The sequence below is a fragment of the Sporosarcina luteola genome (assembly GCF_023715245.1).
Taxonomy (GTDB): Bacteria; Bacillota; Bacilli; order Bacillales_A; family Planococcaceae; genus Sporosarcina; species Sporosarcina luteola_C.
On sequence record NZ_JAMBNV010000001.1, the window covers coordinates 1062859 to 1086608 of the forward strand.

At 43.9% G+C, this 23750-nt stretch carries 27 protein-coding genes; 20 read left to right on the forward strand and 7 right to left on the reverse strand.

Features of this window, described 5'->3' with window-relative positions; all coding sequences use genetic code 11:
* Positions 1-70: 70 nt before the first annotated feature.
* On the reverse strand, positions 71-370 hold the full coding sequence (locus M3152_RS04925) for a hypothetical protein (RefSeq protein ID WP_251694080.1): 300 nt from the start codon (positions 368-370) through the stop codon (positions 71-73).
* A gap of 60 nt (positions 371-430) precedes the next feature.
* Here M3152_RS04925 and M3152_RS04930 point away from each other — a divergent pair, with 60 nt between their 5' ends.
* The 3 genes from M3152_RS04930 (at position 431) to M3152_RS04940 (ending at position 2325) form a co-directional block, all read left to right on the forward strand.
* Positions 431-847 (forward strand): NUDIX hydrolase, encoded by a 417-nt coding sequence (locus M3152_RS04930; RefSeq protein WP_251694081.1) that lies wholly within the window; start codon positions 431-433, stop codon positions 845-847.
* A complete protein-coding gene (locus tag M3152_RS04935) occupies positions 847-1641 on the forward strand; it encodes a class I SAM-dependent methyltransferase (protein WP_251694082.1) in 795 nt (264 codons plus the stop codon). The genes M3152_RS04930 and M3152_RS04935 overlap by 1 nt, the downstream gene beginning before the upstream one ends.
* 231 nt (positions 1642-1872) lie before the next feature.
* A complete protein-coding gene (locus tag M3152_RS04940) occupies positions 1873-2325 on the forward strand; it encodes an NUDIX hydrolase (protein WP_251694083.1) in 453 nt (150 codons plus the stop codon).
* Between the two features lie 174 nt (positions 2326-2499).
* On the opposite strand, the gene M3152_RS04945 is transcribed toward M3152_RS04940, so the two are convergent.
* On the reverse strand, positions 2500-2943 hold the full coding sequence (locus M3152_RS04945; RefSeq protein ID WP_251694085.1) for a hypothetical protein: 444 nt from the start codon (positions 2941-2943) through the stop codon (positions 2500-2502).
* A 212-nt stretch (positions 2944-3155) separates the two neighbouring features.
* Between M3152_RS04945 and M3152_RS04950 the strand changes: the two genes are divergently transcribed.
* The 6 genes from M3152_RS04950 to M3152_RS04975 all read left to right on the forward strand — a co-directional run bounded on the left by M3152_RS04950 (position 3156) and on the right by M3152_RS04975 (position 7286).
* Complete coding sequence (locus M3152_RS04950) at positions 3156-3635, forward strand: PaaI family thioesterase (protein WP_251694086.1); 480 nt, start codon at positions 3156-3158, stop codon at positions 3633-3635.
* Between the two features lie 63 nt (positions 3636-3698).
* On the forward strand, positions 3699-3947 hold the full coding sequence (locus tag M3152_RS04955; protein WP_251694087.1) for a hypothetical protein: 249 nt from the start codon (positions 3699-3701) through the stop codon (positions 3945-3947).
* A gap of 2 nt (positions 3948-3949) precedes the next feature.
* Positions 3950-4336, forward strand: coding sequence for a DnaJ family domain-containing protein (locus M3152_RS04960; RefSeq protein WP_251694088.1), 387 nt, complete (start codon positions 3950-3952; stop codon positions 4334-4336).
* A complete protein-coding gene (gene nagZ / locus M3152_RS04965; protein ID WP_251694089.1) occupies positions 4333-5577 on the forward strand; it encodes a beta-N-acetylhexosaminidase in 1245 nt (414 codons plus the stop codon). Before M3152_RS04960 ends, nagZ begins: the two co-directional genes overlap by 4 nt.
* A gap of 64 nt (positions 5578-5641) precedes the next feature.
* Positions 5642-5947: a DUF4870 domain-containing protein gene (locus M3152_RS04970; RefSeq protein WP_251694090.1), complete on the forward strand. Its 306-nt coding sequence runs from the start codon at positions 5642-5644 to the stop codon at positions 5945-5947.
* 133 nt (positions 5948-6080) lie between these two features.
* On the forward strand, positions 6081-7286 hold the full coding sequence (locus M3152_RS04975; RefSeq protein ID WP_435371941.1) for a dicarboxylate/amino acid:cation symporter: 1206 nt from the start codon (positions 6081-6083) through the stop codon (positions 7284-7286).
* Positions 7287-7327: 41 nt separating this feature from the next.
* Here M3152_RS04975 and M3152_RS04980 read toward each other — a convergent pair whose 3' ends face one another.
* Positions 7328-7561 (reverse strand): YkuS family protein, encoded by a 234-nt coding sequence (locus M3152_RS04980; protein ID WP_251694092.1) that lies wholly within the window; start codon positions 7559-7561, stop codon positions 7328-7330.
* Between the two features lie 211 nt (positions 7562-7772).
* Positions 7773-8189: a hypothetical protein gene (locus M3152_RS04985; RefSeq protein ID WP_251694093.1), complete on the reverse strand. Its 417-nt coding sequence runs from the start codon at positions 8187-8189 to the stop codon at positions 7773-7775.
* 189 nt (positions 8190-8378) lie between these two features.
* Between M3152_RS04985 and M3152_RS04990 the strand changes: the two genes are divergently transcribed.
* The 3 genes from M3152_RS04990 (at position 8379) to M3152_RS05000 (ending at position 12583) form a co-directional block, all read left to right on the forward strand.
* Complete coding sequence (locus tag M3152_RS04990) at positions 8379-9548, forward strand: MFS transporter (RefSeq protein ID WP_251695245.1); 1170 nt, start codon at positions 8379-8381, stop codon at positions 9546-9548.
* 212 nt (positions 9549-9760) lie between these two features.
* A complete protein-coding gene (locus tag M3152_RS04995) occupies positions 9761-10924 on the forward strand; it encodes an MFS transporter (RefSeq protein ID WP_251694094.1) in 1164 nt (387 codons plus the stop codon).
* A gap of 93 nt (positions 10925-11017) precedes the next feature.
* Positions 11018-12583, forward strand: coding sequence for a BCCT family transporter (locus M3152_RS05000; RefSeq protein ID WP_251694095.1), 1566 nt, complete (start codon positions 11018-11020; stop codon positions 12581-12583).
* A gap of 57 nt (positions 12584-12640) precedes the next feature.
* On the opposite strand, the gene M3152_RS05005 is transcribed toward M3152_RS05000, so the two are convergent.
* Together M3152_RS05005 and M3152_RS05010 are read right to left on the reverse strand one after the other, a co-directional pair.
* Positions 12641-13066: a protein-tyrosine phosphatase family protein gene (locus M3152_RS05005; RefSeq protein WP_251694096.1), complete on the reverse strand. Its 426-nt coding sequence runs from the start codon at positions 13064-13066 to the stop codon at positions 12641-12643.
* Positions 13047-13808 carry a metallophosphoesterase family protein gene (locus tag M3152_RS05010; RefSeq protein WP_251694097.1) on the reverse strand — a complete coding sequence of 254 codons (762 nt, stop codon included), beginning with the start codon at positions 13806-13808 and terminating at the stop codon, positions 13047-13049. Before M3152_RS05010 ends, M3152_RS05005 begins: the two co-directional genes overlap by 20 nt.
* 93 nt (positions 13809-13901) lie before the next feature.
* Between M3152_RS05010 and M3152_RS05015 the strand changes: the two genes are divergently transcribed.
* Together M3152_RS05015 and M3152_RS05020 are read left to right on the forward strand one after the other, a co-directional pair.
* Positions 13902-14576 (forward strand): SOS response-associated peptidase, encoded by a 675-nt coding sequence (locus M3152_RS05015; protein WP_251694098.1) that lies wholly within the window; start codon positions 13902-13904, stop codon positions 14574-14576.
* 67 nt (positions 14577-14643) lie between these two features.
* Positions 14644-15225: a hypothetical protein gene (locus M3152_RS05020; protein WP_251694099.1), complete on the forward strand. Its 582-nt coding sequence runs from the start codon at positions 14644-14646 to the stop codon at positions 15223-15225.
* Between the two features lie 18 nt (positions 15226-15243).
* Here the strand turns inward: M3152_RS05020 and M3152_RS05025 are convergent, their stop codons facing one another.
* Positions 15244-15858 (reverse strand): DUF3298 and DUF4163 domain-containing protein, encoded by a 615-nt coding sequence (locus M3152_RS05025; protein ID WP_251694100.1) that lies wholly within the window; start codon positions 15856-15858, stop codon positions 15244-15246.
* A 169-nt stretch (positions 15859-16027) separates the two neighbouring features.
* On the opposite strand from M3152_RS05025, the gene M3152_RS05030 reads away from it, so the two are divergent.
* From M3152_RS05030 to M3152_RS05055, 6 genes are all read left to right on the forward strand, one after another.
* On the forward strand, positions 16028-16402 hold the full coding sequence (locus M3152_RS05030; RefSeq protein ID WP_251694101.1) for a nucleotide excision repair endonuclease: 375 nt from the start codon (positions 16028-16030) through the stop codon (positions 16400-16402).
* Between the two features lie 232 nt (positions 16403-16634).
* On the forward strand, positions 16635-17378 hold the full coding sequence (locus M3152_RS05035) for a metal ABC transporter ATP-binding protein (RefSeq protein ID WP_251694102.1): 744 nt from the start codon (positions 16635-16637) through the stop codon (positions 17376-17378).
* On the forward strand, positions 17378-18259 hold the full coding sequence (locus M3152_RS05040; RefSeq protein WP_251694103.1) for a metal ABC transporter permease: 882 nt from the start codon (positions 17378-17380) through the stop codon (positions 18257-18259). The genes M3152_RS05035 and M3152_RS05040 overlap by 1 nt, the downstream gene beginning before the upstream one ends.
* Complete coding sequence (locus M3152_RS05045) at positions 18256-19185, forward strand: metal ABC transporter substrate-binding protein (RefSeq protein WP_251694104.1); 930 nt, start codon at positions 18256-18258, stop codon at positions 19183-19185. The genes M3152_RS05040 and M3152_RS05045 overlap by 4 nt, the downstream gene beginning before the upstream one ends.
* Before the next feature lie 327 nt (positions 19186-19512).
* Entirely contained in the window at positions 19513-20664 is a 1152-nt protein-coding gene (locus tag M3152_RS05050; RefSeq protein ID WP_251694105.1) for an exonuclease SbcCD subunit D, read from the forward strand.
* Entirely contained in the window at positions 20661-23738 is a 3078-nt protein-coding gene (locus M3152_RS05055; protein WP_251694106.1) for an AAA family ATPase, read from the forward strand. Before M3152_RS05050 ends, M3152_RS05055 begins: the two co-directional genes overlap by 4 nt.
* Positions 23739-23750: the final 12 nt, after the last annotated feature.

Below are 23750 nucleotides of genomic sequence, written 5' to 3' on the forward strand. Positions count from 1 at the left end.
ATGAATAGTATATAGCAAACTTATAGAAAAGTAAAAATGAATAGTTATTTCTGTGATCAATGATATTTCTTCACTTTCTCGCAAGCCGTTCGATTTCATCGGCGACTACGAAAGCGAGGTCTTCATTGCCGAAAAGTTGAAGGACATCGAGCATCGTTTCATTGTCTATATGAAGGTCGTCAAATCCGTCATCGTCTTCAATTACTTCTTGTAATGCCGTGTTTGCTACTTGTTCGGGATACGCTTTTTTGTAGAGCAGTTGAGGATCCAATTCATTGTTTGCGCACCATTGCACGAACAGGCGAATCATCAGCGTTTCATCCTCCCTGTATTTCTGTATGATTTGTTCATCGATATTTCTGAATTCCATTTCCATCCCTCCGGTGATAAGTTATGATTCTAAGTATATATGAAATGGGGGATTTCAATCATGAAACGAGTCGATGTTGTTTATTCAGCCATCCTAAAAGAGGGAAAAGTGCTTATGGTGAAGAATAGGAAATATGATAACTGGACCTTGCCAGGCGGTGGCGTTGAAAAAGGGGAGACGTTGGAACAGGCAGCGCAGCGTGAAGCTTGGGAGGAAACCGGCCTGACGGTCAGAATCGGGAGTTTGCTGACGGTAAACGAGGCATTCAGGCAGAAGGAAAATAACCATGTTTTGTTTTTCACGTTTATGGCGGAAGTGGTGGAAGGTGAAGTGGAAATCAAAGATAAAGGCGGCATTTTAGAAGCCGGGTGGAAAGACCTTTCATTCGCGAATGAAGCAATGCCTTACTATGAAAGCGGTATTGAGAAGCTGCTGGAAACGTCAATAGCGTATACATTCCAAGGAGTGCAGGCTTGATGAATCAACAGCAAATGAGCGGGAGAAATAAAGTAGGCTGGAACCAAAACGCTTATGAAGCATGGTTGACACGACATGGCTCACCTAATGACTACGCAAACGAATTAATGGCAGATCCGTCTAGAAAGGTCAGTTATTTTTTGGACGAAATTGGAGAAGTGAAAGGAAAAAGAGTACTAAATTTACTTGGTTCAAAAGGAAATAAAGCCGTTTGTTTTGCGCTTCTTGGAGCTGATGTCACAGTAGTCGACCTATCTTCCGAAAATAAACGCTATGCAATGGAATTAGCAAAAGCGGCAGGTGTTTCGATTACTTATATTGTCAAAGATGTGCTTGAATTGACCGAAGAAGAAGTTACACCATTCGATATTGTCATTCTTGAAATAGGGGTACTTCATTACTTCGTTGATTTACATCCTTTATTTCAAAAGGTATCCACGCTTATGAAAGAGAGAGCTATATTTATTGTAAGAGATTATCATCCAATTGTTTCAAAAACGTTACGTATCATAGATGGAGAAGTGATACTGGATGGTAACTACTTTAGTGATAAGTATTTGGAAGTTGAGGTGGCCTATTCAACTTTACTTCCCAAACAAAGCCGACAAAAAATGGAGAAAAATATAATTCGGCAATGGATGCTATCCGAAGTTGTCAATGCCCTTATTAATTCCGATTTGAAGATAAGAAAAATGAAAGAGGATAAGGGAGTTCACTGGGCATTTCCTGTAGGTTCACCGGAAGGGATTGGTGATAAAATTCCGGGGACTTTTACAATTTGTGCATCTTTATAAAATGATGTTTCTTAAAATAGAATTATGAACTAGTGGTACTAATTGTTGATTGAAGTGGAAGGCGGCGACTCCTGGGGGATTAGCGGGACAGGTGAGACCCTGGACGAAGCGAAGCGAAGGAAGCGGCTCACCGCCCGCCCCCTGGAAAGCGTCCGCCTGTAGCGGAAATCAACATAGAGAAATTCATTGCGCGCTTTCCAGTAAGTTTAATGATAAAAAGGGGAATTTATAGTGGGATATATAGAGGAATTGAGAGAAGTTGTCGGAAACCGGCCTTTACTGCTGACTGGCGCAGGAGTAGGGGTGTTCAATGAAAAAGGTGAGATCCTTCTGCAAAGAAATTTGGATGGACGTTGGGGAATTCCAGGGGGATTCCTGGAACTTGGGGAATCTGCTGAAGAAGCGGCTCGGAGGGAAGTTCTCGAGGAGACGGGCATCCAGATCGGAAAGATGGATCTTGTAACCGTAGTATCCGGCGCACAAACTCATACCGTTTTAAACAATGGCCACGAATATTATTCGGTGACAATCGTTTATGCAACGGACGATATTCGTGGCGGTGAACTGCTAGCTGACGGCGTTGAGACATCAGAAGTAGGCTTCTTTAATTTGCAGCAACTACCTGTTAACTTGAACCCGATGATACGGACGATGATACTGCAATATGCAGCTGCGCATAAATAAGCAATTAAATAGTTTTATGCGTAATTGCGGGAGTTTATGAGCTTTTGTGATGATTTATGCGCATATAATTGCAGTTATGAGTTTTTCCTAGCGTTTATGCGTGAATCACTACGTTTATGCGTCTTTCCACAGTTTTATGCGTGAATTCGCATGCTCGGTGCATATATAGTAGCTTCAGGATTTATTGCTGACGAAGAAACGGACGATCCAATCGACATCGAGTGGCCCGTCTACGATTTCATAATAGAGCAGCGAGTTTTGTATGATCAGATTTTCAGCAATGACAATTGTAATATTATTTCCTTCTGAATCTCTTAAGCTGATGGTAAGTTCATCGATATTGTCATCCGGGTCAATTTCTTCCGGTTTTAATTTCTTAACATGATAGTTTTCCAGGAATTGAAGTAATTCATCGACCTTGTTTTCATCATCGATGCTCCACGTTTCTGCCGGAAAGCCATGCATCATCGGCTTTGTGAAAGTAAGCATAGCGAATTCGGTATCAACTGTATCAATGAATTCAGCGAAACTTTTTTCCTTGAAATCATTGATGGTTTCAATCATTGTATACATCCCACCGATAATGAGTGCGATTAGCAAGAAGGCTCGCATTTTCATGTTCAATTCCTCCAGTCTCCGTTTGTATAGTATACGCAGCGGTTGCTTATATGGAATAGTACTCATGCTATGATTTTGTGGGAAGAATAATTAATGGCGAATCGAGATAAATGAAATACTTTTTGAAGGTCGCGGGATGTTACTGAAAGAGATACTTGATGATTACTGTTATACTAGTATTCAAATAATAATGAATATACGGGGGTAGTGAAATGGAAAAGATTGAAAATGCAATCCAAGACTTTTATGCAGATGACTTCGCCTGGTGCTTCGGATGCGGACGGCTGAATGAGGAAGGATATCACTTCCGAACTGGCTGGGATGGTGAGAAAACGGTTACATACTATGAACCTTTGGAAAAGCATATGGCGATTCCGGGATTTGTATATGGTGGATTGATCGCTTCGTTCGTTGATTGCCACGGAACGGGATCATGCGCACTTGCTTTGTATCGGAATAACGGCCATGAACCTGGAGATGATGCGGAAGTTCCCCGATTCGTAACCGCCTCGTTGAATGTGAACTATTTGAAGCCTACTCCACAAGGAAAATTACTGAAGGCTGTCGGCATGGTCGAAGAGATCCATCCAAAGAAATGGAAAGTGAATGTGGAAGTATTTGCAGATGACGTTCTTTGTGCAACCGGGGAAGTTGTCGGAGTGGTCATGCCAGCAACATTCACAGGAAATTAAACCAAGTAAACGAATACATTCAGATTGCTGTATGTAGTAATAAAGGAAAGGGGAGTTGGGAAGATGCTATACGTAATGGGAATTGTAGCGATTGTCATGTGTGTGCCAATAACCGCCATCTTGACGGACTATAAACGGAAGACGATGAAATTCAAGGCGGAAATGGTAAGGGAAGAAATCGAACTGGAGAAGCTGAAACAACAGAATTTCATCATCGAAACCGAAAAGATGAAGCTTGAGTTGGAGCAGATGAAGCTTGACTATACATCCGGAAAAAATGAGCTACTAAAAATCGACGAAAGAGTGGGATAAGAATGTCCGATAATTCGATGCCTCCATACAATGACCTGATCGGCGATATGTTGAAAAAACGTGAAAGTGAAGACGGCATGGAGAATTTGAAGGGCTTCGGAAAACCATTGCCGAAAGAGTATTTTTCGGGTGACACGTTCCAGCATTTTCAGCGAATTGCAAAAGACGCAGGCTATAAGCCGCATTGGTTGAAATTGCAACACGAAATCAGCGGCATGATTGATGAGATTTCAACACTTTCATCGAACGGAGAACAGGATATTTTGCAAAAGCGTGTGGGTGAAGTGAATGAGAAAATTGCTGAACATAATAGACATTGTCCCCCTCCGATGTTGAAGGGCCGCATCTCACTCGATTCCCTCGATAGAGCAAAAGAAATTTGGAGTTGAATTGGAAGATCCCGGCCTTTCGCAATATAGGATTGTTAGTTATTTGCATCCTATTTCTTTTGGCAGGATGCAGTCCAGCAGTAGAGGAATTTGGAAAGAAAACCCCATCATTCAGCGAAAGGGCGCAAGTGACTGAGTTGCCAGAAATTACGATTGCCAAGGTTGATTTATTGATGGAAGACATGACGTTGGAAGAAAAGATCGGACAATTGCTCATCGTAGGGATGGAAGGAAAGACGTATGGCGACGAGTTGGATCATCTTATTCGTCAATATCATGTTGGGGGAATCATTTTACTAGGCAAGAATATTTCGCATCCTGCCGGGATGCTGAAGTTATTGAATGAAAGCAAGATGGCGAATTCCGATTATGAAATACCGTTATTCATTTCGGTAGATGAAGAAGGAGGGCGCGTGTCAAGATTGCCTTCGAGTATGAAAAAATTACCTGCGGCGGAATACTTCGGACGTATCGCTGATGAAACGCTTGCCTATCAAACCGGTGTATATCTTGCTGATCTGTTGCACGCCTTTGGCTATAACATGAACTATGCACCTGTTTTGGATGTCCATAGCAACCCAAAAAACCCTGTTATTGGTGACCGATCATTCTCATCCGATCCTTATGCAGTCGCAGATTTAGGCCAGGCTGTGATGAAAGGCATGACGGATAATGGCATCATTTCGGTCGTCAAACATTTTCCGGGACACGGGGACACGCATGTGGATTCCCATTTATCGTTGCCAGTCATTGAAAAGACGCTCGATGAACTGCGTGAAATCGAGCTTATCCCTTTTCAGAGGGCGATTGAAGAACAGGCTGATGCGATCATGGTAGCCCATATCATGTTCCCTGAACTTGATGATAAACATCCTTCTTCTTTATCGAAAAAGGTCATAACAGATCTTTTACGCGAGGAAATGCAGTTTGAAGGTGTCGTTATTACAGACGACTTGACAATGGGGGCAATTGTCAATGACTATACAGTTCCGGAAGCTGCTGTACAGTCCTTCATCGCAGGCAGTGATTTGCTATTGATAGCCGGAGATTATGAAAACCAGGTTGGTACGATCAATGCATTGTTGGCCGCGGTGGAAGCAGGGACGATTTCCGAGGAACGGATTGATAAAAGCACCAGGCGGATTTTGACGTTGAAGGAACGTTATAAACTGAAAGATGATCCAATAGAAGAAATCGATCTGGATTTGATTGAACAGAAATTTTTTGAATTGATGGATTGAAAATGAAACTTCCTCCTTGCTTATCCGTATATACTAGTACAATAGAAACAAGGAGGTATACTATATGGAAAACACAGGTTTGAAAGTAATAGTTCATGCTAGCGCTTTTTTCGCACCATTCCTTGTTCCGATCCTAATTTATTTGATTGTGAATGATTCAGAAGTGAAGAGAATATCCATTCAGGCGCTATTGTTCCAATTAGTGATGGGCGCTTTGATTTTCATATCTGCGATTTTAATCATTTTCTTAATAGGCATTCCGATGATCATCGTTTTCGGACTGATGACAATCATCGTGCCAATCTTAGGGATTGTGAAATCGTTGCAAGGTGAAACATATAATTATCCAATTGTCGGCAGATGGATCTGATCGGCCCCCCCTTTTCGCGAAAGCGGTCTAGGGGTTTTTTATTGTCTATTTTCATTCATGATACGCACATGTTTTGTATATGTTGGTATAAGCAAAGATTCGCACAAAAATAAGAAAGGGGAGAGGCATGAAGATCAAATTCAATCTCGTCACACAAATTTTTATCGCATTCGTGTTAGCCATTATTTTAGGCAGTTTGTTCGGAAGTTCCATCAATTTTCTGAAGCCGTTCGGGGATTTATTTTTACGGTTAATTAAATTCATCATTGCTCCGCTCATTCTATCGACATTGGTCGTCGGTGTCGCAGGAACGTCCGACCCGAAGCAGCTCGGGAGGATGGGGGTCAAGACAGTCGCCTATTATTTAGCGACTACCGCAATCGCCATTATCATTGGGCTTGCCGTTGCATTCATGATTTCGCCAGGAAAAGGCTTATCAATTTCATCCGATGGCTTGGTCGCTCCGGAATCAGCGACGCAGGAACCGCAAAGTACAATTACCACCGTATTGAACATCATACCGGAAAATCCGTTCACTGCTTTGGCGACGGGAAGCATTTTACAAATCATTTTCTTTGCATTATTCGTCGGGCTAGCCATAACATTGGTCGGGGAAAAGGCTCGTCCCGTCTATACGTTCTTTGAAGGTTTTGCCGAAATCATGTACAAAATTACCGGGATTGTCATGAAATTCGCTCCTATCGGCATTTTAGGCCTACTTGCTCCGGTTATCGGACAATACGGGCTTTCTGTCCTTTTGCCGCTAGTCAAAGTGATTATAGCAGTTTACATTGCCTGTATCCTTCACGCGGTCATCGTTTATTCGATGGCGGTCAAGTCATTCGCTGGAATGAGTCCGAAGAGATTTTTCAAAGGGATTTCCCCGGCAGCTTTAGTTGCTTTCAGTACTTGCAGCAGCTCGGGTACGCTTCCTGTAACAATTAAAAATACGAATGAAAATCTTGGTGTTCCGAATAGGATATCGAGCTTCGTCCTTCCGCTGGGCGCTACTGTCAACATGGACGGAACGGCTATTTATCAGGGGGTTGCCGTCATTTTCATCGCACAATTTTATAACCTGGAATTATCATTCCTTCAATTGCTGACGGTTGTCCTTATAACTATTCTAGCATCAATCGGGACAGCCGGAGTACCAGGAGCTGGCATGATTATGCTCGCGATGGTGTTGACATCCGTAAATATGCCACTTGAAGGAATTGCATTGATTGCCGGTATCGACAGGGTGCTCGATATGATGAGAACGTCGGTGAATGTAGTCGGCGATGCTTCCGCAGCGGTCGTCGTTGCCGGCACGGAGAAGGTATTGGATAGTGAGTGAAAAAGAGAAGACCGGAATCCTTTATTGGATTCCGGTCTCTTTTAACGTTCCAAGCGTTGTTCGACTTCATTTACAACATCTTGAACGGACATTCCGTGAATGCTGACGACTGGAAAATCGAATTGATCGACGTTCACATCACTGACCCCACGTACAACGCCGATGTCGTAGCCGTTCAGATTTTCGTCGCTTTCAAACATATTCACCTCATGGCCTTTTTCCTCCAATGCCACTTTCACATCGTCAAATGGGTTTTCGACTGCAATTTTCGCCATTTGAATCACCTCCGAGTTAGTAAAGTGTTGCCGTTCATTGTTTTCCCGGAATCAACACTACTAAACACGTGGGATATTGAAGATAAGCTCCATTATTTCATCAAGACTCAATTAATCGCACAAGGGCTCTATTATTTCATCAAGGGCTCAATTAATTGCACGAGGGCTCCATTATTTCATCATATACTCAGTAAAGTTAATAAAGCTCAATTCATTCCCGCGTTGCTTCGTTCACATCGCCATTTTCGTCTCTGAGCTTTCTAAAGCCGGAAAATGCATCGACGATTATCGTTGCGATTGAGGCGAGTCCAATAACAATGACGATTAAGCGGACCTGTGGAATGATATCTTCAGGCGACCTTTGGAACACTTCAGCTAGGACGTCAGCCAGATAAGGCAAGATGAGCGATGGATTGAGAAGAAGGACGATAATAAGGATTGTCCAAGCGGCATTAATGATAAGATTGCCGTACGCCAGCCTCGCTGTCCATTTGGGAGAAAGAGATTTGTAGGAGGCGAGGACGATTTCCATAGTGAGCAACAGAAGGGTTACCGGAAACAAAGTCATTACGGATATATTGCCGAAGCCAGCCATTTCAACTTCAATCCTTTCGAATGCTAGTACCATGTAATCTACCCGGAAACCCCTTGATTTAACACGGGCGGAAGATGAAAAAAATGTCTTTTCCGTATTCTTACCAATCATTCTTTGGATTGCTGTATACTGGACTTATTGTTTAAATTTATAAAAAGCGTGGGGATTTCGTTGACAGCTCATAACCAGACACAAAATCCAGCCAACCCGGTCTACCCGATCATGTTTGCCATCGGTGCGTGCCATTTGCTGAATGATACGCTTCAAGCGGTCATACCAGCGATGTTCCCGGTGTTGGAAAAGGAAAGAGGATTAAGTTTTACACAGCTCGGATACATATTTTTTGCTTTGAATATGGTCGCATCAGTACTGCAACCGGTCGTAGGCTATTTCAGTGACAGAAAACCGATGCCGTATGCGCTTCCTGTCGGGATGACTTTCTCCTTAATCGGCATGGCAGGGTTGGCGATCGCGCCAAGCTATTGGCTCATTCTCCTGTCGGTCATCATACTGGGGCTTGGATCCGCGGTATTCCATCCGGAAGGATCCCGTGTGTCCTTCTTGGCAGCCGAGTCGAAACGGGGACTGTCCCAATCAATTTATCAAGTCGGGGGAAATACTGGACAAGCATTGGCACCGCTGATCAGCGCTTTTGTCTTAGTGCCGCTAGGTCAAAAGGGAGCAGCTATTTTCATTGCAGTCGCGGCTCTCGGGATTTTCATCTTGACCAAAATTTCCGCTTGGTACAAACGAACATTAGAATTGGAGAAAAGTAACAACCGGAAAAAGGTGATCCTTTCTTCAATAGGCGATTTGACAAAAAAACAAATCGGGATTGCTCTCGCGTTATTGTTGACAATAATATTTGCTAGATCTTTCTACGTCACGAATGTTACAAGCTTTTATATCTTTTACTTAATGAACGACTATGGATTGAAAATTGAGCAAGGCCAGCTATACATATTCCTATTCATGGCGCTTGGTGCTGCGGGCACATTTTTCGGCGGACCGATGGCTGATCGGATCGGAAGGAAAAATGTCATCGTGTTGTCGTTGTTAGTTCCGTTGCCGCTCTGCGTTCTCCTGCCGCATGTTCCAATTTGGGCAGTAGGGCTACTGTTGGTGTTAATCGGTTTCTTCATTATGCTTAGCTTCACCGTCACTGTCATTTATGCGCAGGAACTTGTCCCGAGTAAAATTGGGACAATGGCCGGTTTGACTGTCGGCTTGGCATTTGGGATGGGAGCGATTGGGGCGGTTGTTATCGGAAGGATGATGGATACAATCGGCATCTTCCCCACGATGGTCATTGCCTCCTTCCTGCCATTCATAGGTTTAGTCGGCTTGGCCCTGCCAAAGGATCAAAAAATCATGGCTCCTTCTGCCAAGTGATAAATTACTTCCCTCATCGATTGAATAGGGAGGAGTCGCTTGCTTGGAAAGGTGCTTACGCTTAAGGCTGCCATTCATTTGGCGGCCTTTTTGCTCCCTTTACAAGAGATTCGAATGGGCGTATATTGAGGAGCAAAGTTTGAAAGGCTTATCAAATGAGGAGAAAATCCTCATGAAAGTACTGGGAAAATATAAAAAAGGAGACTGTTATCATGAATTATAAAGAACCGATTTGGACAAAGCCGTTCATTAGTCTATTCTTAACGAATTTGTCCGTTTTCATCGTGTTTTACGGTTTGGTATCGACATTGCCGCTTTACGCAAAAGATGCTTTAAGCCGGACGGACGAAGAAGCAGGTTTGTTGATGACGATCTTCTTAGTGTCCGCCATCATTGTCCGGCCATTTAGTGGCAAGTTGCTAGATATTGTAGGGAAGCGGAAAATGTTGTTGATCAGCTTGTTCTTCTATCTTATTTGCACAATACTTTACTATTTCATTACTCCATTTGGAGGATTGCTTGCATTGCGTTTCTTCCAAGGTATCTGGTTCAGCATTGTTACGACGGCAGCAGGTGCACTTGCTGCAGATATCGTTCCGAAAACGAGACGTGGAGCGGGGCTTGGCTATTACGTCATGTCGACAAACTTGGCTGTTGTCATCGGGCCGTTTATCGCACTATTCATCATACAATCATACTCCTACGATGCATTATTCATTTTGATGAGTATTCTAATGACCATTGGAGCGCTCGTGGCACTCCTTATTCCGGAGTTGGAAACAGGCCACAATGAGAATAAGTCGAAAGGTTTTACATTGAACGATTTATTCGAAAAGAAAGCAATGCCAATTGCGATATTGGCAAGTTTAATCGCATTTTCGTATGCGAGTGTCCTATCCTATTTATCGATATACGCTCAAGAGAAAGGCTTATTGCCGCAAGCCAGTTTCTTCTTTGTCGTCTTTGCGGCGGTCATGCTCATTACTCGACCATTTACAGGAAGGATTTTTGATGAAAAAGGGCCGGCATACATTTTGATCCCCGGCTTCCTACTATTCTTCTTCGGTCTGTTCGTACTCTCTTTCATGAGCTCCCCAGGATTATTTCTTATTGCAGGAGCTTTTGTCGGGCTGGGCTATGGAGCGTTGGTACCGAGCATGCAGACGCTTGCGATTCAATCGACAACACATCAAAGGAGCGGATATGCGACAGCGACGTTTTTTACGTTATTCGACTCTGGGCTAGCTGTTGGATCGTATGTTTTAGGGATTGTCGCAGTTCAGTTGGGCTATCGTAATGTGTATTTGCTATCAAGTGTTCTCGTGCTTGCAGTGCTTGCATCATATATTTTGGTTATCCGAAAACGGCAACACTGAATGCGAATTGGGCGGGATTTTGAAGATGCGCGTTATCTTGCTACAGTTTAGGGTATAGACTCAGTAACTATGTTTATGGGAGTCGATTTTGCTTTGGATAGAAAGTTTTGGAAGAACCCGGTGTTTTCCATATCGGCAGTCGTCATTTTAGTATTAGTTGTTCTTGGTGCAGTCATACCGCAACCATTTGAAAAGGTTGCAGGACAATTATATGGCTTCACGACGGCAAAGTTCGGTTGGTTTTATTTATTGACTGTTTTCATTATCATCGTTTTCCTAATCGGATTGGCAATTAGTAAATTTGGTGCAATCCGTTTAGGAGGGGATGATGAAAGGCCTGAATATCCATTTTTCACTTGGATCGGGATGCTTTTTTCAGCTGGTTTCGGAGTAGGGCTTGTCTTTTGGGGAGTCGCGGAACCGATGAGCCATTATTTCTCTTCGCCTCTAAATGGCGTCGAGCCACAATCCGAGAATGCAGCAAGAATTGCAATGGGTTATTCGTTCTTCCATTGGGGGATTTCACAATGGGGGATTTTTGGCATTGTTGGGCTTGTCATCGCGTTTTTGCAGTTCCGGAAAAAGAAGGATGGTCTTATTTCGACTGCTCTCGAGCCATTAGTAGGTTCCAATCGGCATTTGAAGACCGGAATTGACTCGTTTGCCGTAATTGCAACGGTTATGGGAATAGCGACATCGCTCGGGATGGGTGTGTTGCAGATGAGCGGCGGATTGGAGTATGTCTTCCAAACAAAAAGCACATTTGGGGTACAGTTACTCATCATTTTCGTTGTTTTTGTTGCCTATATGATTTCTGCGTCTTCCGGTTTGGGTAAAGGGATTGCATACTTGGGCAACTTCAATTTAGCGATGGCAATAGCGATGCTAGTCTTTTTCTTTTTCGTCGGTCCGAAAGTATTTATTTTGGAAAGCTTTACATTGGCGATTGGGGACTACATAAATAATTTCATTCGATATAGTTTGAGGCTGCAGCCTTATCAAGGCGGGACTTGGGTGATGGAGTGGACAATATTTTACTGGGCGTGGACAATTGCTTGGTCTCCGTTCGTCGGTGCTTTTGTAGCCCGTGTTTCGAAAGGTCGTACTATCCGTGAGTTCATTGCGGGAGTGATGATCATTCCGCCAGTATTCGCTTGCATGTGGATTGCCACATTAGGCGGAACGGCATTGTATAGCGATTTGAACAACGGGACGCGGATTGCGGAAGCGGTAGATGCGGATGTCACTTCGGCCATTTTCGAAACTCTAAAACACTTGCCATTTACAGGAGTCATATCATTTCTGTCTGTCGTTCTCATTTTTACTTTCTTAATTACATCTGCGGATTCCGCAACATATATTTTGGCGAGTATGACGACGAGAGGGAGCTTGTTTCCTCCGTTAGTTGTCAAAATGATTTGGGGTTTCCTCATGTCTGCAATTGCAGCAGTTTTGCTCTATGCAGGCGGCTTGGAGGCTTTGCAATCAGCTTCTCTCGTTTCTGCCCTTCCATTTACGCTTTTTCTCATTTTGCTCATGTTATCCTTAGGGAAGTTGTTGGGGAAAGAACCGATTACGGTCAGGCCAACTGACATTAGGCAATTTGAAAAGATTGAGCAGGAAGTGAAAAAGAAGGCTAGAAGAAGGAAGCGGGATTAATCTTCTGTCTAGTAACATCAAAAGTGGAGGTGGGGAAAATCCCCGGCCTCCACTTTTTCACTTTGGATAAATCCGATTCAATGCGGCTTTAAATGCGGGCTTAATGTTTGTTTCGGAGCGGATTGCTTGAGTCATCAGCTCTGCCTCCTCAATATTTTCCGCCTTTCCCAACTCAAGGAGAGTGGCTGCCGCGAGTGTGCCGCCTCGTCCTCTTCCTGTATTGCAATGGAAATAAACATTTTTTCCATCTTGGTATGCATCCATTACTTTCTTCACGGCTTCGCGAATGGAATTATCTTGTTCATCTGCGTCATCCAATAGAGGCTGATGGACGCTTAGCTCACTCGGCAATGGTCCGTCTACTTTTGCTCGCAAATCATAGATGACATCAATCTTTTCATTAGCCACCAATTCATCAATTGCATCAACACCGCCGAAGAAGATTCGATCTGTCACTAACGCTTTATACGGTTTGTTTGTCATGAGTTTCCCCTTTTTCTTTGTTGTTTTTTTCCTTTGCTTTAACGGAGTAAACGGTTTGTTCAGGAAGCTGAAGGCAGTTCAATTGCCCGCCATATACAGCGGCACCATCGATGCCAATGATCCGGTTCTCTCCAAAATAAACTGAACAGCATTGCTTGTCCTTATGTAGATTCTTCGTCGGGGTGTGCCCGAAAATAACCGTTTTCTCTCCGCAATAGTCGTTGTGGAAGATGTCCCGAATCCAAATGAGGTCGTATGGATCTGTTTCTTCAATCGGTTTTTCCGGGTGGACACCTGCATGGACGAAAATCGTGTCCTCCCATTCAAAATAAGTATCAAGATTTTGGATGAAATGAAGATGCTCTTCCAATTCCTTAGAATGGATAGTCGGCTTGACGAATGGCTCATCTTCCTCGACTTTAAAATCAACTTCAGCAAAACCGTAGCTTTTCAATGTTTCTGTCCCGCCATTCCGATTGATCCAGTTTTTCCAGACCCTCTCTTCGCCATTGACTAATGCCCTCACCATCATGTCTTCGTGATTTCCTATCAAGACGACAGCCCCTTCGTCCTTCAGCTTCATCACTTTGTTGAGCACCTCTTTTGAATCCGGGCCTCGATCGATGTAGTCGCCCAGTAGAATGAGCTGGTCTTGATCGGAATTGTACTCGATAGCTTGCAATAGCTCTTCGAATAAAGCAAGTTCTCCGTGGATGTCGCTGATGACTAGTGTTCGCTTCATTGAATCAACCCCTCCGATGGCACTTAGCATGATTCCAACTTATAATCATGTTAACATTAACTAAATAATCATGAAAGTAAGAGGAGGATTCCTATGTGTGGCCGTTTCACTTTATTTGCCCCGTATTATGAAATTCTTGACCGATTCGATATTGAATCGGCCTTTGCCGAAAGTGACTATATACCGAGCTACAATATCGCCCCTTCTCAACAAGTAGTCGCCGTCATCAATGATGGGCAGAAGAACCGTCTGGGGCATCTTCGTTGGGGACTCATTCCTCCATGGGCAAAAGATGAGAAGATCGGTTATAAAATGATCAATGCCCGGGCTGAAACGGTAGCCGAAAAACCAAGCTTCCGAAAAGCTTTCCAAAAACAGCGTTGCATTCTTCCGGCGGATTCATTTTATGAATGGCAAAGGAAAGACGGAGAGAAGATTCCAATGCGCATCAGGCTTAAGAATGATGAGCTGTTCGCCATAGCTGGGCTGTGGGAATCATGGAAATCTCCTGACGGTAAGCTCATCCATACATGCACCGCGATTACGACCGCGCCGAATGAATTGATGAAACCGATCCATGACAGGATGCCGGTCATTTTGAAGAGGGAGGACGAGGCGGCTTGGCTTGATCCACGCAATGATGATGTGGATTTCCTGGGGAATATGTTACGTTCGTTCGATGAGAAGCAGATGGATGCTTATAGTGTCTCATCTGCAGTGAATTCACCAAAGAATAATGAAGCAAATCTTATTGTTCCGGTTTGTTGATTGAAATTTGAAACGAATCTCTCCTACTATCGTCTACTTGTTAACGAGGGAGAGGGGTTGGATTCGTTTGAGATGTAAGAATATACTTCCTGTCGGCCTACTATTGTTCTTGGTTTTATTATGGTGGAAACCATTGGATGTTTCTGCTTGCTCATGCATCATGCCACCATCGCCGGAAGAAGCATTAGATGAGGCGAATGCAGTATTCAGTGGCGAAGTGGTGGAAATTGTCGAGAATAAGAAGTTCTTTGGGGGCGCTTATGGCAGAACAGTCCATCTCAAAGTGGATAAAACCTGGAAGGGAATAAATGAATCCGAGACGTCCATTACTACTGGATATGATGACGGGGATTGTGGATACTCCTTTGAAAAGGGGCAAAAATATCTTGTGTATGCATCGGCAAGTAATATGTATGTACCGGGCACTTTATCCACAACGATTTGTCATAGGACGACTGAACTTTCCAACGCGGCAGAAGACTTGAACGCACTAGGAGAAGGTCAGGAAGTTAGCAATGATGGCAGTCTAGAGGAAACTTTAGATGAAGGCATCATTCGATGGTGGGTGTTCGGATTTTTCGTTCTTGGTTTACTTGCTATTTTTCTAGGTTTCCTATATAAGATTAAACGAAAAAAAGCGCGCGGTTAACGTTCACTGCGCGTTTTATTATGTGAAAGCCATCATCTGATCGAGCGGTCCCTGTGGTAGAATGATATCCGCAATATCTAAAATGGGAATTGGGAAGTATGGAAACCCCCATGCGTATGGTGTAATTTCGTATAACTGGAAATAAATGATTAGTGAAGTGTCGGCAATATAGAAATCCTGATCAGGTCGAATTATTGTAAATGGGGGGTCCAATAATTGGATGTCCCATTTAGTAATGTCTACACGGATTATGTCAGATAACTTCTTCACATAATCGCTTCCCGGTTTGAATAAATCCTTCAATTCATATTGCTTGCCGGTTTTCGTATTGAACGTCAGCGACTTAATGATTGTAAGGCCATGGGCGCCGCCAGTGAAAGAATATACAATTAAGTTTAAACTAAGAATCCCACGCTGATTGTTCTTTATTTCGAAATTGGCCAGCAGTTCGACGAGCGCCGGATTATAAAACTGCTGATCGACAAGGACTTCATTGAGAGTGCGAATGATGGCGCTGTTCATTTTCCGTTGAATGAGTGAATCTTTCATTTGTGTCACAACAGGGTAATAGACATTGATTTTGGGCGAGGAATGAGGAAGTTTCTTCGTCAATATGGAAACCGGAAAATCCAACTCTGCAACGTCCTTTCTTTTGCGTAAGTCCTCTAGTATATGTGAAGAGGAATGACAAATGACCCTTTTAAAAAATACGTCGGTTTATGGACATACTGCATAACATTTCGCATTCCGTTCAAAATTATGGTAGGATTTAGATTCACAAAAGAAGAGGACGTGAAAATGAATGATCTCAATTACAATTCCGAAGCCGGATGTCACCATTCAGCAGCGCCAGCAAGAAATGAAAGCAGAGGAAGCGCCGATCAAACCGATCAACGGCTTTATCGATCTGCATGAAATCCCGCGCGATAAAGGGGGACTTATCCTTTTTTACAATAAAAGTGATGAACTACTATTCGCGGGGAAAGCAAGAAAACTTCGTCAGCGCGTGAAAAAACATCTTGAAGACAATGTGTCACCTGTGAAAAATCACCGAGATGAAATAAACAAGATCTCCGTCATCGTTATCGAAGATCCGATGGAACGGGAAATCTATGAAACGTATATCATCAATACATTGCGCGCAAAATATAATGTAGATAAAGTGTTTTTCGAATAACTGAAAGCAGCCGATCACCCGATGTAAAAATGGGCGATCGGCTTTTTTTATATGGATGAATAATTCTTCTTTACAATGTGAAATGAATCGATTATTATAGAAGAGTAAAGTTTCCTTAGGGAAACATTCGGCTGGTTTATTTTTTTAAGCTAAAAGTTGCCTTCGGGAAACTTCTTGCGACACACAGACATACAATAGTAACTAAATTGAATTCAGAAAGAGAGATGCTAAAATGACCTATCAAGTAGAGGTGAAAAATTTATCGGTTTCTTATGATGGGGAAAATGTATTGAGAAATATCAATTTCAACGTGGACGGCGGTAAGCTGATCGGCATCATCGGTCCGAATGGGGCTGGCAAATCCACTTTGATGAAAGCAGTTTTGGATTTGATTCATCGAGATCATGGAGATGTGTTGATAGACGGGAAACCGATGAAAGATGTCCGAAAAAAAGTCGCATATGTCCCTCAACGGGCTGCAATCGATTGGGATTTCCCGATAACAGTTCTGAAGACTGTTCTGTTGGGAACCTATCCACAAGTCGGCATCTTCCGACGTCCTGGAAGGTCCGAAAAGCAGTGGGCACTGGAATGCCTGCAAAAGGTCGGAATGGATCAGTTTGCTAAGCGGCAGATCGGCGAGTTGTCGGGTGGGCAGCAACAACGTGTGTTTTTGGCACGGGCACTTGCACAGAAAGCGAATATATTCTTCTTGGATGAACCGTTCGTCGGCATTGACGTCACGAGTGAGGCACTCATCATCGGCATACTGAAGGAGCTGAGGGATGCTGGGAACTCGGTATTTGTCGTTCATCACGATTTAACAAAAGTGGAAGATTATTTCGATGAACTTCTGCTACTCAATAAAGAGTTGATTACATCTGGTCCGGTGGCACGGGTCATGCAGCCGGATTCATTGAAAACCGCATACCAGTCACAATACGGATTATGGGATGCATTGGGGGTCACTATATAATGGACTTCATTTCCGATATCCAAAATTATGTATTTTTGCAGAAGGCATTGTTTACTTCGATTATGGTTGGCATCATCTGCGGAGTGATCGGCTGCTTCATCATTCTACGAGGCATGGCGTTGATGGGAGATGCCATTTCACACGCGGTTCTGCCTGGCATTGCGGTCTCCTATATGCTTGGCATCAATTATCTTTACGGGGCAGTCTTCACTGGGCTATTGACTTCCGTCGGCATCGGTTTCATTTCACAAAACAGCCGGGTGAAAAATGATTCGTCCATCGGTATCGTTTTCAGCTCCTTTTTCGCACTCGGCATCATCTTGATTGCCAAGGCGAAATCAACCATAGATTTGACAAGCATTTTATTCGGGAATGTGCTGTCCGTTAGATCCTCAGATATGTGGATGACTTTGGTAATTGGAACGATTGTGTTGCTCGTCGTTATTCTGTTTTATAAGGAACTGCTCGTCAGCACGTTCGATCCTACATTTGCAGCTTCTTACGGATTGCCGAATCGGCTAATCCATTATGTCCTGATGATTCTTCTGACATTGGTGACAGTGGCCTCTCTGCAGACGGTCGGTGTCATTCTCGTTGTGGCAATGCTCATCACTCCAGCTTCGACAGCTTATTTATTGACGAACCGATTGTCCGTGATGATTGTACTTTCAGCGGCGTTCGGCGCGTTCTCAGCAATCATCGGACTGTATTTCAGCTTTGAGCATAATTTATCATCCGGTGCGGTCATTGTTCTCGTTACAACGGTCTTGTTCCTGATCGCCTTTGTATTTTCACCTAAACAAGGCATCTTTTGGCGTTCCGTTAGGATCCGAAAAAATAGAAATGGAGTAACTACAAAAAAGAAGGAGTCTTTTGAATGAAACGTAAACTTTTGACACTTTGCATTATGTCCATAATGGCACTGCTTCTCAGCGCTTGTGGCGGGAAAAAAGAGGGGGCGGAGGATGAGAAAATCCAAATCGTAGCTACATTTTCCATACTAACTGATATCGTAAATGTAGTGGGAGGCGATCGGGTGGCTGTGCATAGCATGGTTCCGATAGGCACTGACCCGCATGAGTACGAACCGTTGCCCGAAGATATCAAAAAAGCCGCTGATGCGGATGTAATCTTTTACAATGGCTTGAACTTGGAAGGCGGAAAAACTGGTTGGTTTTCCAAACTAATCGCCTCCATCGGAAAAGATGAGAAGGATGTATATGAATTGATGGAAGGTGTGGAACCGAAATATATTACGACCGCTGACGGAAAAGACGAGGAGATTAATCCTCATGCTTTTCTTGATCCGATCGTAGGCATTCAAATGGTCGAAAACGCCCGCGACGCTCTATCGGAGATCGACCCTGACCATAAAGACTCCTATGAGAAGAATGCGGATGCATTGCTGAAGGAATTGCATGAGATCGATGAGTTGTATAAGACGAAAATCAGCGAGATTCCTGAACAGCACCGCATCCTTGTCACTAGTGAGCGTGCCTACCAATATATGACGGATCGCTATGGGTTGCAGGAAGCGTTCCTCTGGGATATCGACACGGAGGAAATCGGTACGCCGCGACAAATCAAGAGTTTGGTCGATTTTATCAAGGAGCATGATGTGCCAGCCTTATTTGTTGAAACGAATGTCGATAGACGTCCGATGGAAACCGTGTCGAAGGAGACAGGCGTTGACATCGCTTCAGAACTTTATTCGGATGAGCTCGGTAAACCGGGGACGGACGGCGGGTCATATGTTAAGTTTCTACGATACAATATTGAAAAGATCCATGACGGATTAATGCGGTGAATCATGCGATTGACGGGACATCCTTTCGAAGGGTGTTCCGTTTTTCGTTTGAATTTAATTCCGGCCGGACTTACTGTAAAATGAATGGTAGATTGCATGATCGTGCAATCCTTGAAATGCGCAATTGGAGACTTTTATGCGTCGATTTTGGAATTTATGCGTTTCTGACGACGTTTATGCGCAGTTACAGGGAATTATGCATTTTTACGAGCTTTTATGAGCCGTTTAAGAGATTTATGCGTTTTTACGAGCTTTTATGTGTCGTTTCAGAGATTTATACGTTTTAAATAGCAAGTAAAATATAGATTATGCAGGGGGTTGAGAGTATTGAAGTTTTTTCATACTGCCGATTGGCATCTTGGCAAGCTGGTGCAAGGCGTGTATATGACGGAGGGGCAGCGGCATGTCCTTCGGCAATTCGTCGATGCCGTACGTGAGGAGAAGCCCGATGCGGTCATCATTGCCGGTGATTTGTATGATCGTGCGGTTCCCCCGCCGGAAGCGGTAGCTTTATTGGATGAAGTGCTGTGGGAAATTGTCATGGAGCTGAAAACTCCGGTCATTGCGGTGGCGGGGAACCATGATAGCCCCGGACGTCTGCAATTCGGCAGCAGATTGATGCAATCGAACGGCTTTCATATCGTGGGACAAATGTCTGCGCAACCGGAGCCGGTCGTTCTGACGGATTCTTTCGGTGAGGTCCATTTCCATCTCGTACCGTATTGCGATCCGTCGATTGTGAAGCATTTATACGAAGATGGCGACGTCGTCGACCATCATACAGCGATGGAGAAAGTGGTAGAACGAATTTGCAGCTCGATGGATCGGAACGCCCGACATGTGTTTGTGGGACATGCCTTTGTCACTCCTTTCGGCGAGGAAGAGGAGAATACGAGCGATTCGGAGCGTCCGCTCGCAATTGGTGGAGCGGAGTATGTTGCTGCACGTCTGTTTACACAATTCGATTATACGGCCCTCGGTCATTTGCACCAGGCTCATTATGTCTCTGATGAAAAAATCCGTTATGCAGGTTCCCCGATGAAATATTCGATTTCGGAAGAGCGGCATGCAAAAGGGTTTTTCATCGTGGACATGGACGACGAAGGTAATGTGGAAGTGGAAAAGAGAGCGCTGACTCCATTGCATGATATGCGTACAGTAGAAGGGACAATGGAAGATATTCTTGCACATCCACCTAGCAGTGATTATGTATTCGTGAAGCTGCATGACGAGACGCCAATTTTATTCCCGATGGAAAAAGTGAAGTCCGTCTATCCGAATGCTATGCATATCGAAAGGAAATTGGTGAGGACTGCGGCTACAATTGAACACCAATCGGCGGCCGCTACGGAAAAACCGGATGATATGACACTGTTCAGGTTCTTTTATTCACAGATGAATGATATGGAACCTGATGCTGAAACGGAGAGGCTGTTTGCTGAAGTTTTGCAGGATGTCAAAGGAGGCGTTGAAAAATGAAGCCGATCCAATTGACGATGACTGCATTCGGACCTTATAAAGGGACGGAAACAATCGATTTCCGCCAGCTTGAAGACCATCGGCTGTTCGTTGTTTCCGGGGCGACAGGTGCTGGGAAGACAACGATTTTCGATGGAATCTGTTTTGCCTTATATGGACAGGCGAGTGGAGAGGACAGAACGGAATTCCGCTCGATGAGAAGTGATTTTGCAGATGATGCTGTTCAGACAGCCGTAGAATTGATTTTTGAAATAAATGGCCGTGCGTTTCGGATCATGAGGCAGATCCCCTATACAAAAAGCGGAAATAAAAGCGAGACGACTGCAAGAAGTGAATTTTTCGAACTGGTGGACGGCGGAGAAGTTCCCTTTGTCGATCGGCAAATCGTCTCGGAGATCAATCGGAAAGTCGAGGAGCTTGTCGGTTTTACACAAGCCCAATTCAGCCAGATCGTCATGCTCCCACAAGGTGAATTCCGGAAGTTCCTTACATCTGATACTGAAAATAAAGAAACGATCATGAGAAAAATCTTCAAAACGGAGGATTACCGGGAAATCGTCAATCGCTTGAAGACGAAAAGAGACGATGCAAACCAACAGTTGATGGATGGAAAAAGGAAAATGGATGGATTTATCCAACAAATTACGAGTATCATTCCACCCAGGGAGTCACTTATCTTTGAAGTTTTATCACAGGAGTATGCGAACGCTTTGCAAGTGATGGGTGGGCTCGAAAAGGAAATTTCCCATTATGGCATGAAGCGTGCCGAGGATGAAGCAAAGTATACAGCTGCCTATGAACAGCATGCTGAAATGTTGGAGGCGTATCACGCAGCTAAAAAGTGCAATGAGCAATTTGAGCAGTTAAGTCAACGAAAAATTGCCCTTGAAAAATTACAGGAGGAAATCCCTTCTGTGCATGTGAAGGAAAAGCGTATCGCTGACGCCGAGCGGGCATCCATCATCCATGAAATCGAAAGCCAGTTCCGAGTGTTGGAAGAAGAAGTAAAGTCGAAGGAAAAGGATCACCAATATGCAATTGCTGCGGTACAAAAGGCGACGAAATGGCTGAAAGAGAATCAGCATGCCTATAAGAAAGAGGAGGCAAAAGAGCAAGAAAGAGGAGCAGTTGCGGAACGACTCATCAGGCTGCGTGATCACCTCCCTGCCGTAACGGATTTGGCAGCTAAGGAAGCAAGTGTACTGAATTTGAAAATGAAGATTGGCAAATTGGAAGGCGAATACGCAACGACTGCTGATAGGGCAGAAACAGAAAAAAGAAAAGTGGCCGAACTGAACGTACAAATCGAGAAATCGGAACAAACGATCACCGATTACGACGAGCTGCTTGAAGAGTTGAACACAATCAGATTGCATTACAAGACCGTCCGTGATTTTGAAAAGCTGAAAAAAGAATACACAAACTGGACAGAAAAGAGAGAGAGTGCATCCGCCAAATTCATTCAAACGAAAAATGAGTTTGAGGCTATGCAAAATGCATGGTTGAATAATCAAGCCGCATATTTGGCGCAGACGTTACATGAAGGGGAGGCTTGTCCTGTCTGTGGAAGCGCCCATCACCCGGCGAAAAATACCGGTCATGATGCCGAAACTGTTTCCCGCGATACACTTGATTTGAAAAGGTCAAATTTGGCGGATGTTGAAAGTGCATTTCGATCAGTTGAGGCGAAATGTGAAAGTGTATTTGCCCTACTTACAGAAAAAGAACAAGAAATGATAGAGCTTCAAATCATTGACGGACTGGATGCATTAGTTGCAAAGGGGCAGGAAACAGCTGAGAAAGTGGAGCGATTAAAAAGTGTACGGACTAAACTCGTTTCACTTAAAGAGCAGCAAAAGAAAGCAGACAAGGAAACAACTGATTGGATTGCCCGCAAGACGGAAATCGAACAGGCATTGTTTGAACAAAAAACGTTATATGCGCAGGAATCTGCGTTACTGAAAAGGGAGATATCTTCCATTCCGGAAGGGCTGCGGGATCTGACTCGTCTTCAAGCGGAAATCAAGGATACGGAAACACAGAAACGCCAAATGGATGAAGCATGGCAACGCGTGAGAAAAAATTTGGAAGCGGCAAAGGAACAGCTGGCGACTTCTGTTAATTCAGAGCACCATTTGAAAAAATCCGTTGATGAAAGCATTGGAAAAAGAGATCTGGCGGCAGTCAGATTCCATAAGGCTTTACAAGAATCGGAATTCAGTACGGAAGAAGAATACCGGCAAGCGAAGATGGCAGAGGGGGACAGGCTCCTTCTGAAGGAATACGTCATGCAGTTCAAACAGCGTCTTCATGCAGTGAAGGAAGCAATTATTGAGCTGGAAGCCGGCCTTGCGGGAAAAGAGAAAACGAATCTGGACGGTTTACTGGAGACGATTCAATCGTTGAAGTCAGCATATGAAAAAGCGTTCACGGAGTGGAATAATTCCATTGAATGTGAAAAAGCATTGATCCGATTGAAGTTGGAAATTGAAAAAACGGCAAAAGACGTGGATAATCTGGAAAGGAAAGTCGGTAAAATAACGGACTTATTCGACGTTATCCGTGGCCAAAATGATCATAAGCTTTCATTTGAACGTTTCATTCAAATCGATTATTTGGAGCGTATCATCCAGTCTGCAAATGAAAGGCTGCGTAATTTATCCAATGGGCAATATGAATTGATCCGCAGCGATCGTCAGGAAGTCCGTGGAAAGCAAAGTGGATTAGGGCTAGATGTATATGATGCCTACACCGGACAAAACAGGGATGTGAAGACGTTATCAGGTGGGGAGAAATTCAATGCTTCACTCAGCTTAGCGCTCGGTATGGCGGATGTCATTCAGAGTTATCAAGGTGCTGTGTCAATTGAAACGATGTTCATCGATGAAGGGTTCGGTACATTGGATGAGGAAGCATTGCAAAAAGCGGTAGACACGCTGATCGATTTACAAAAGTCAGGAAGAATGATTGGTGTCATCTCGCACGTGGAAGAGTTGAAAACTGCATTCCCTGCCATACTTGAAGTACAGAAGTCCAAAGAAGGACATAGCGTTACTCGGTTTATATTGAAATGAAAGAGAGGCAGG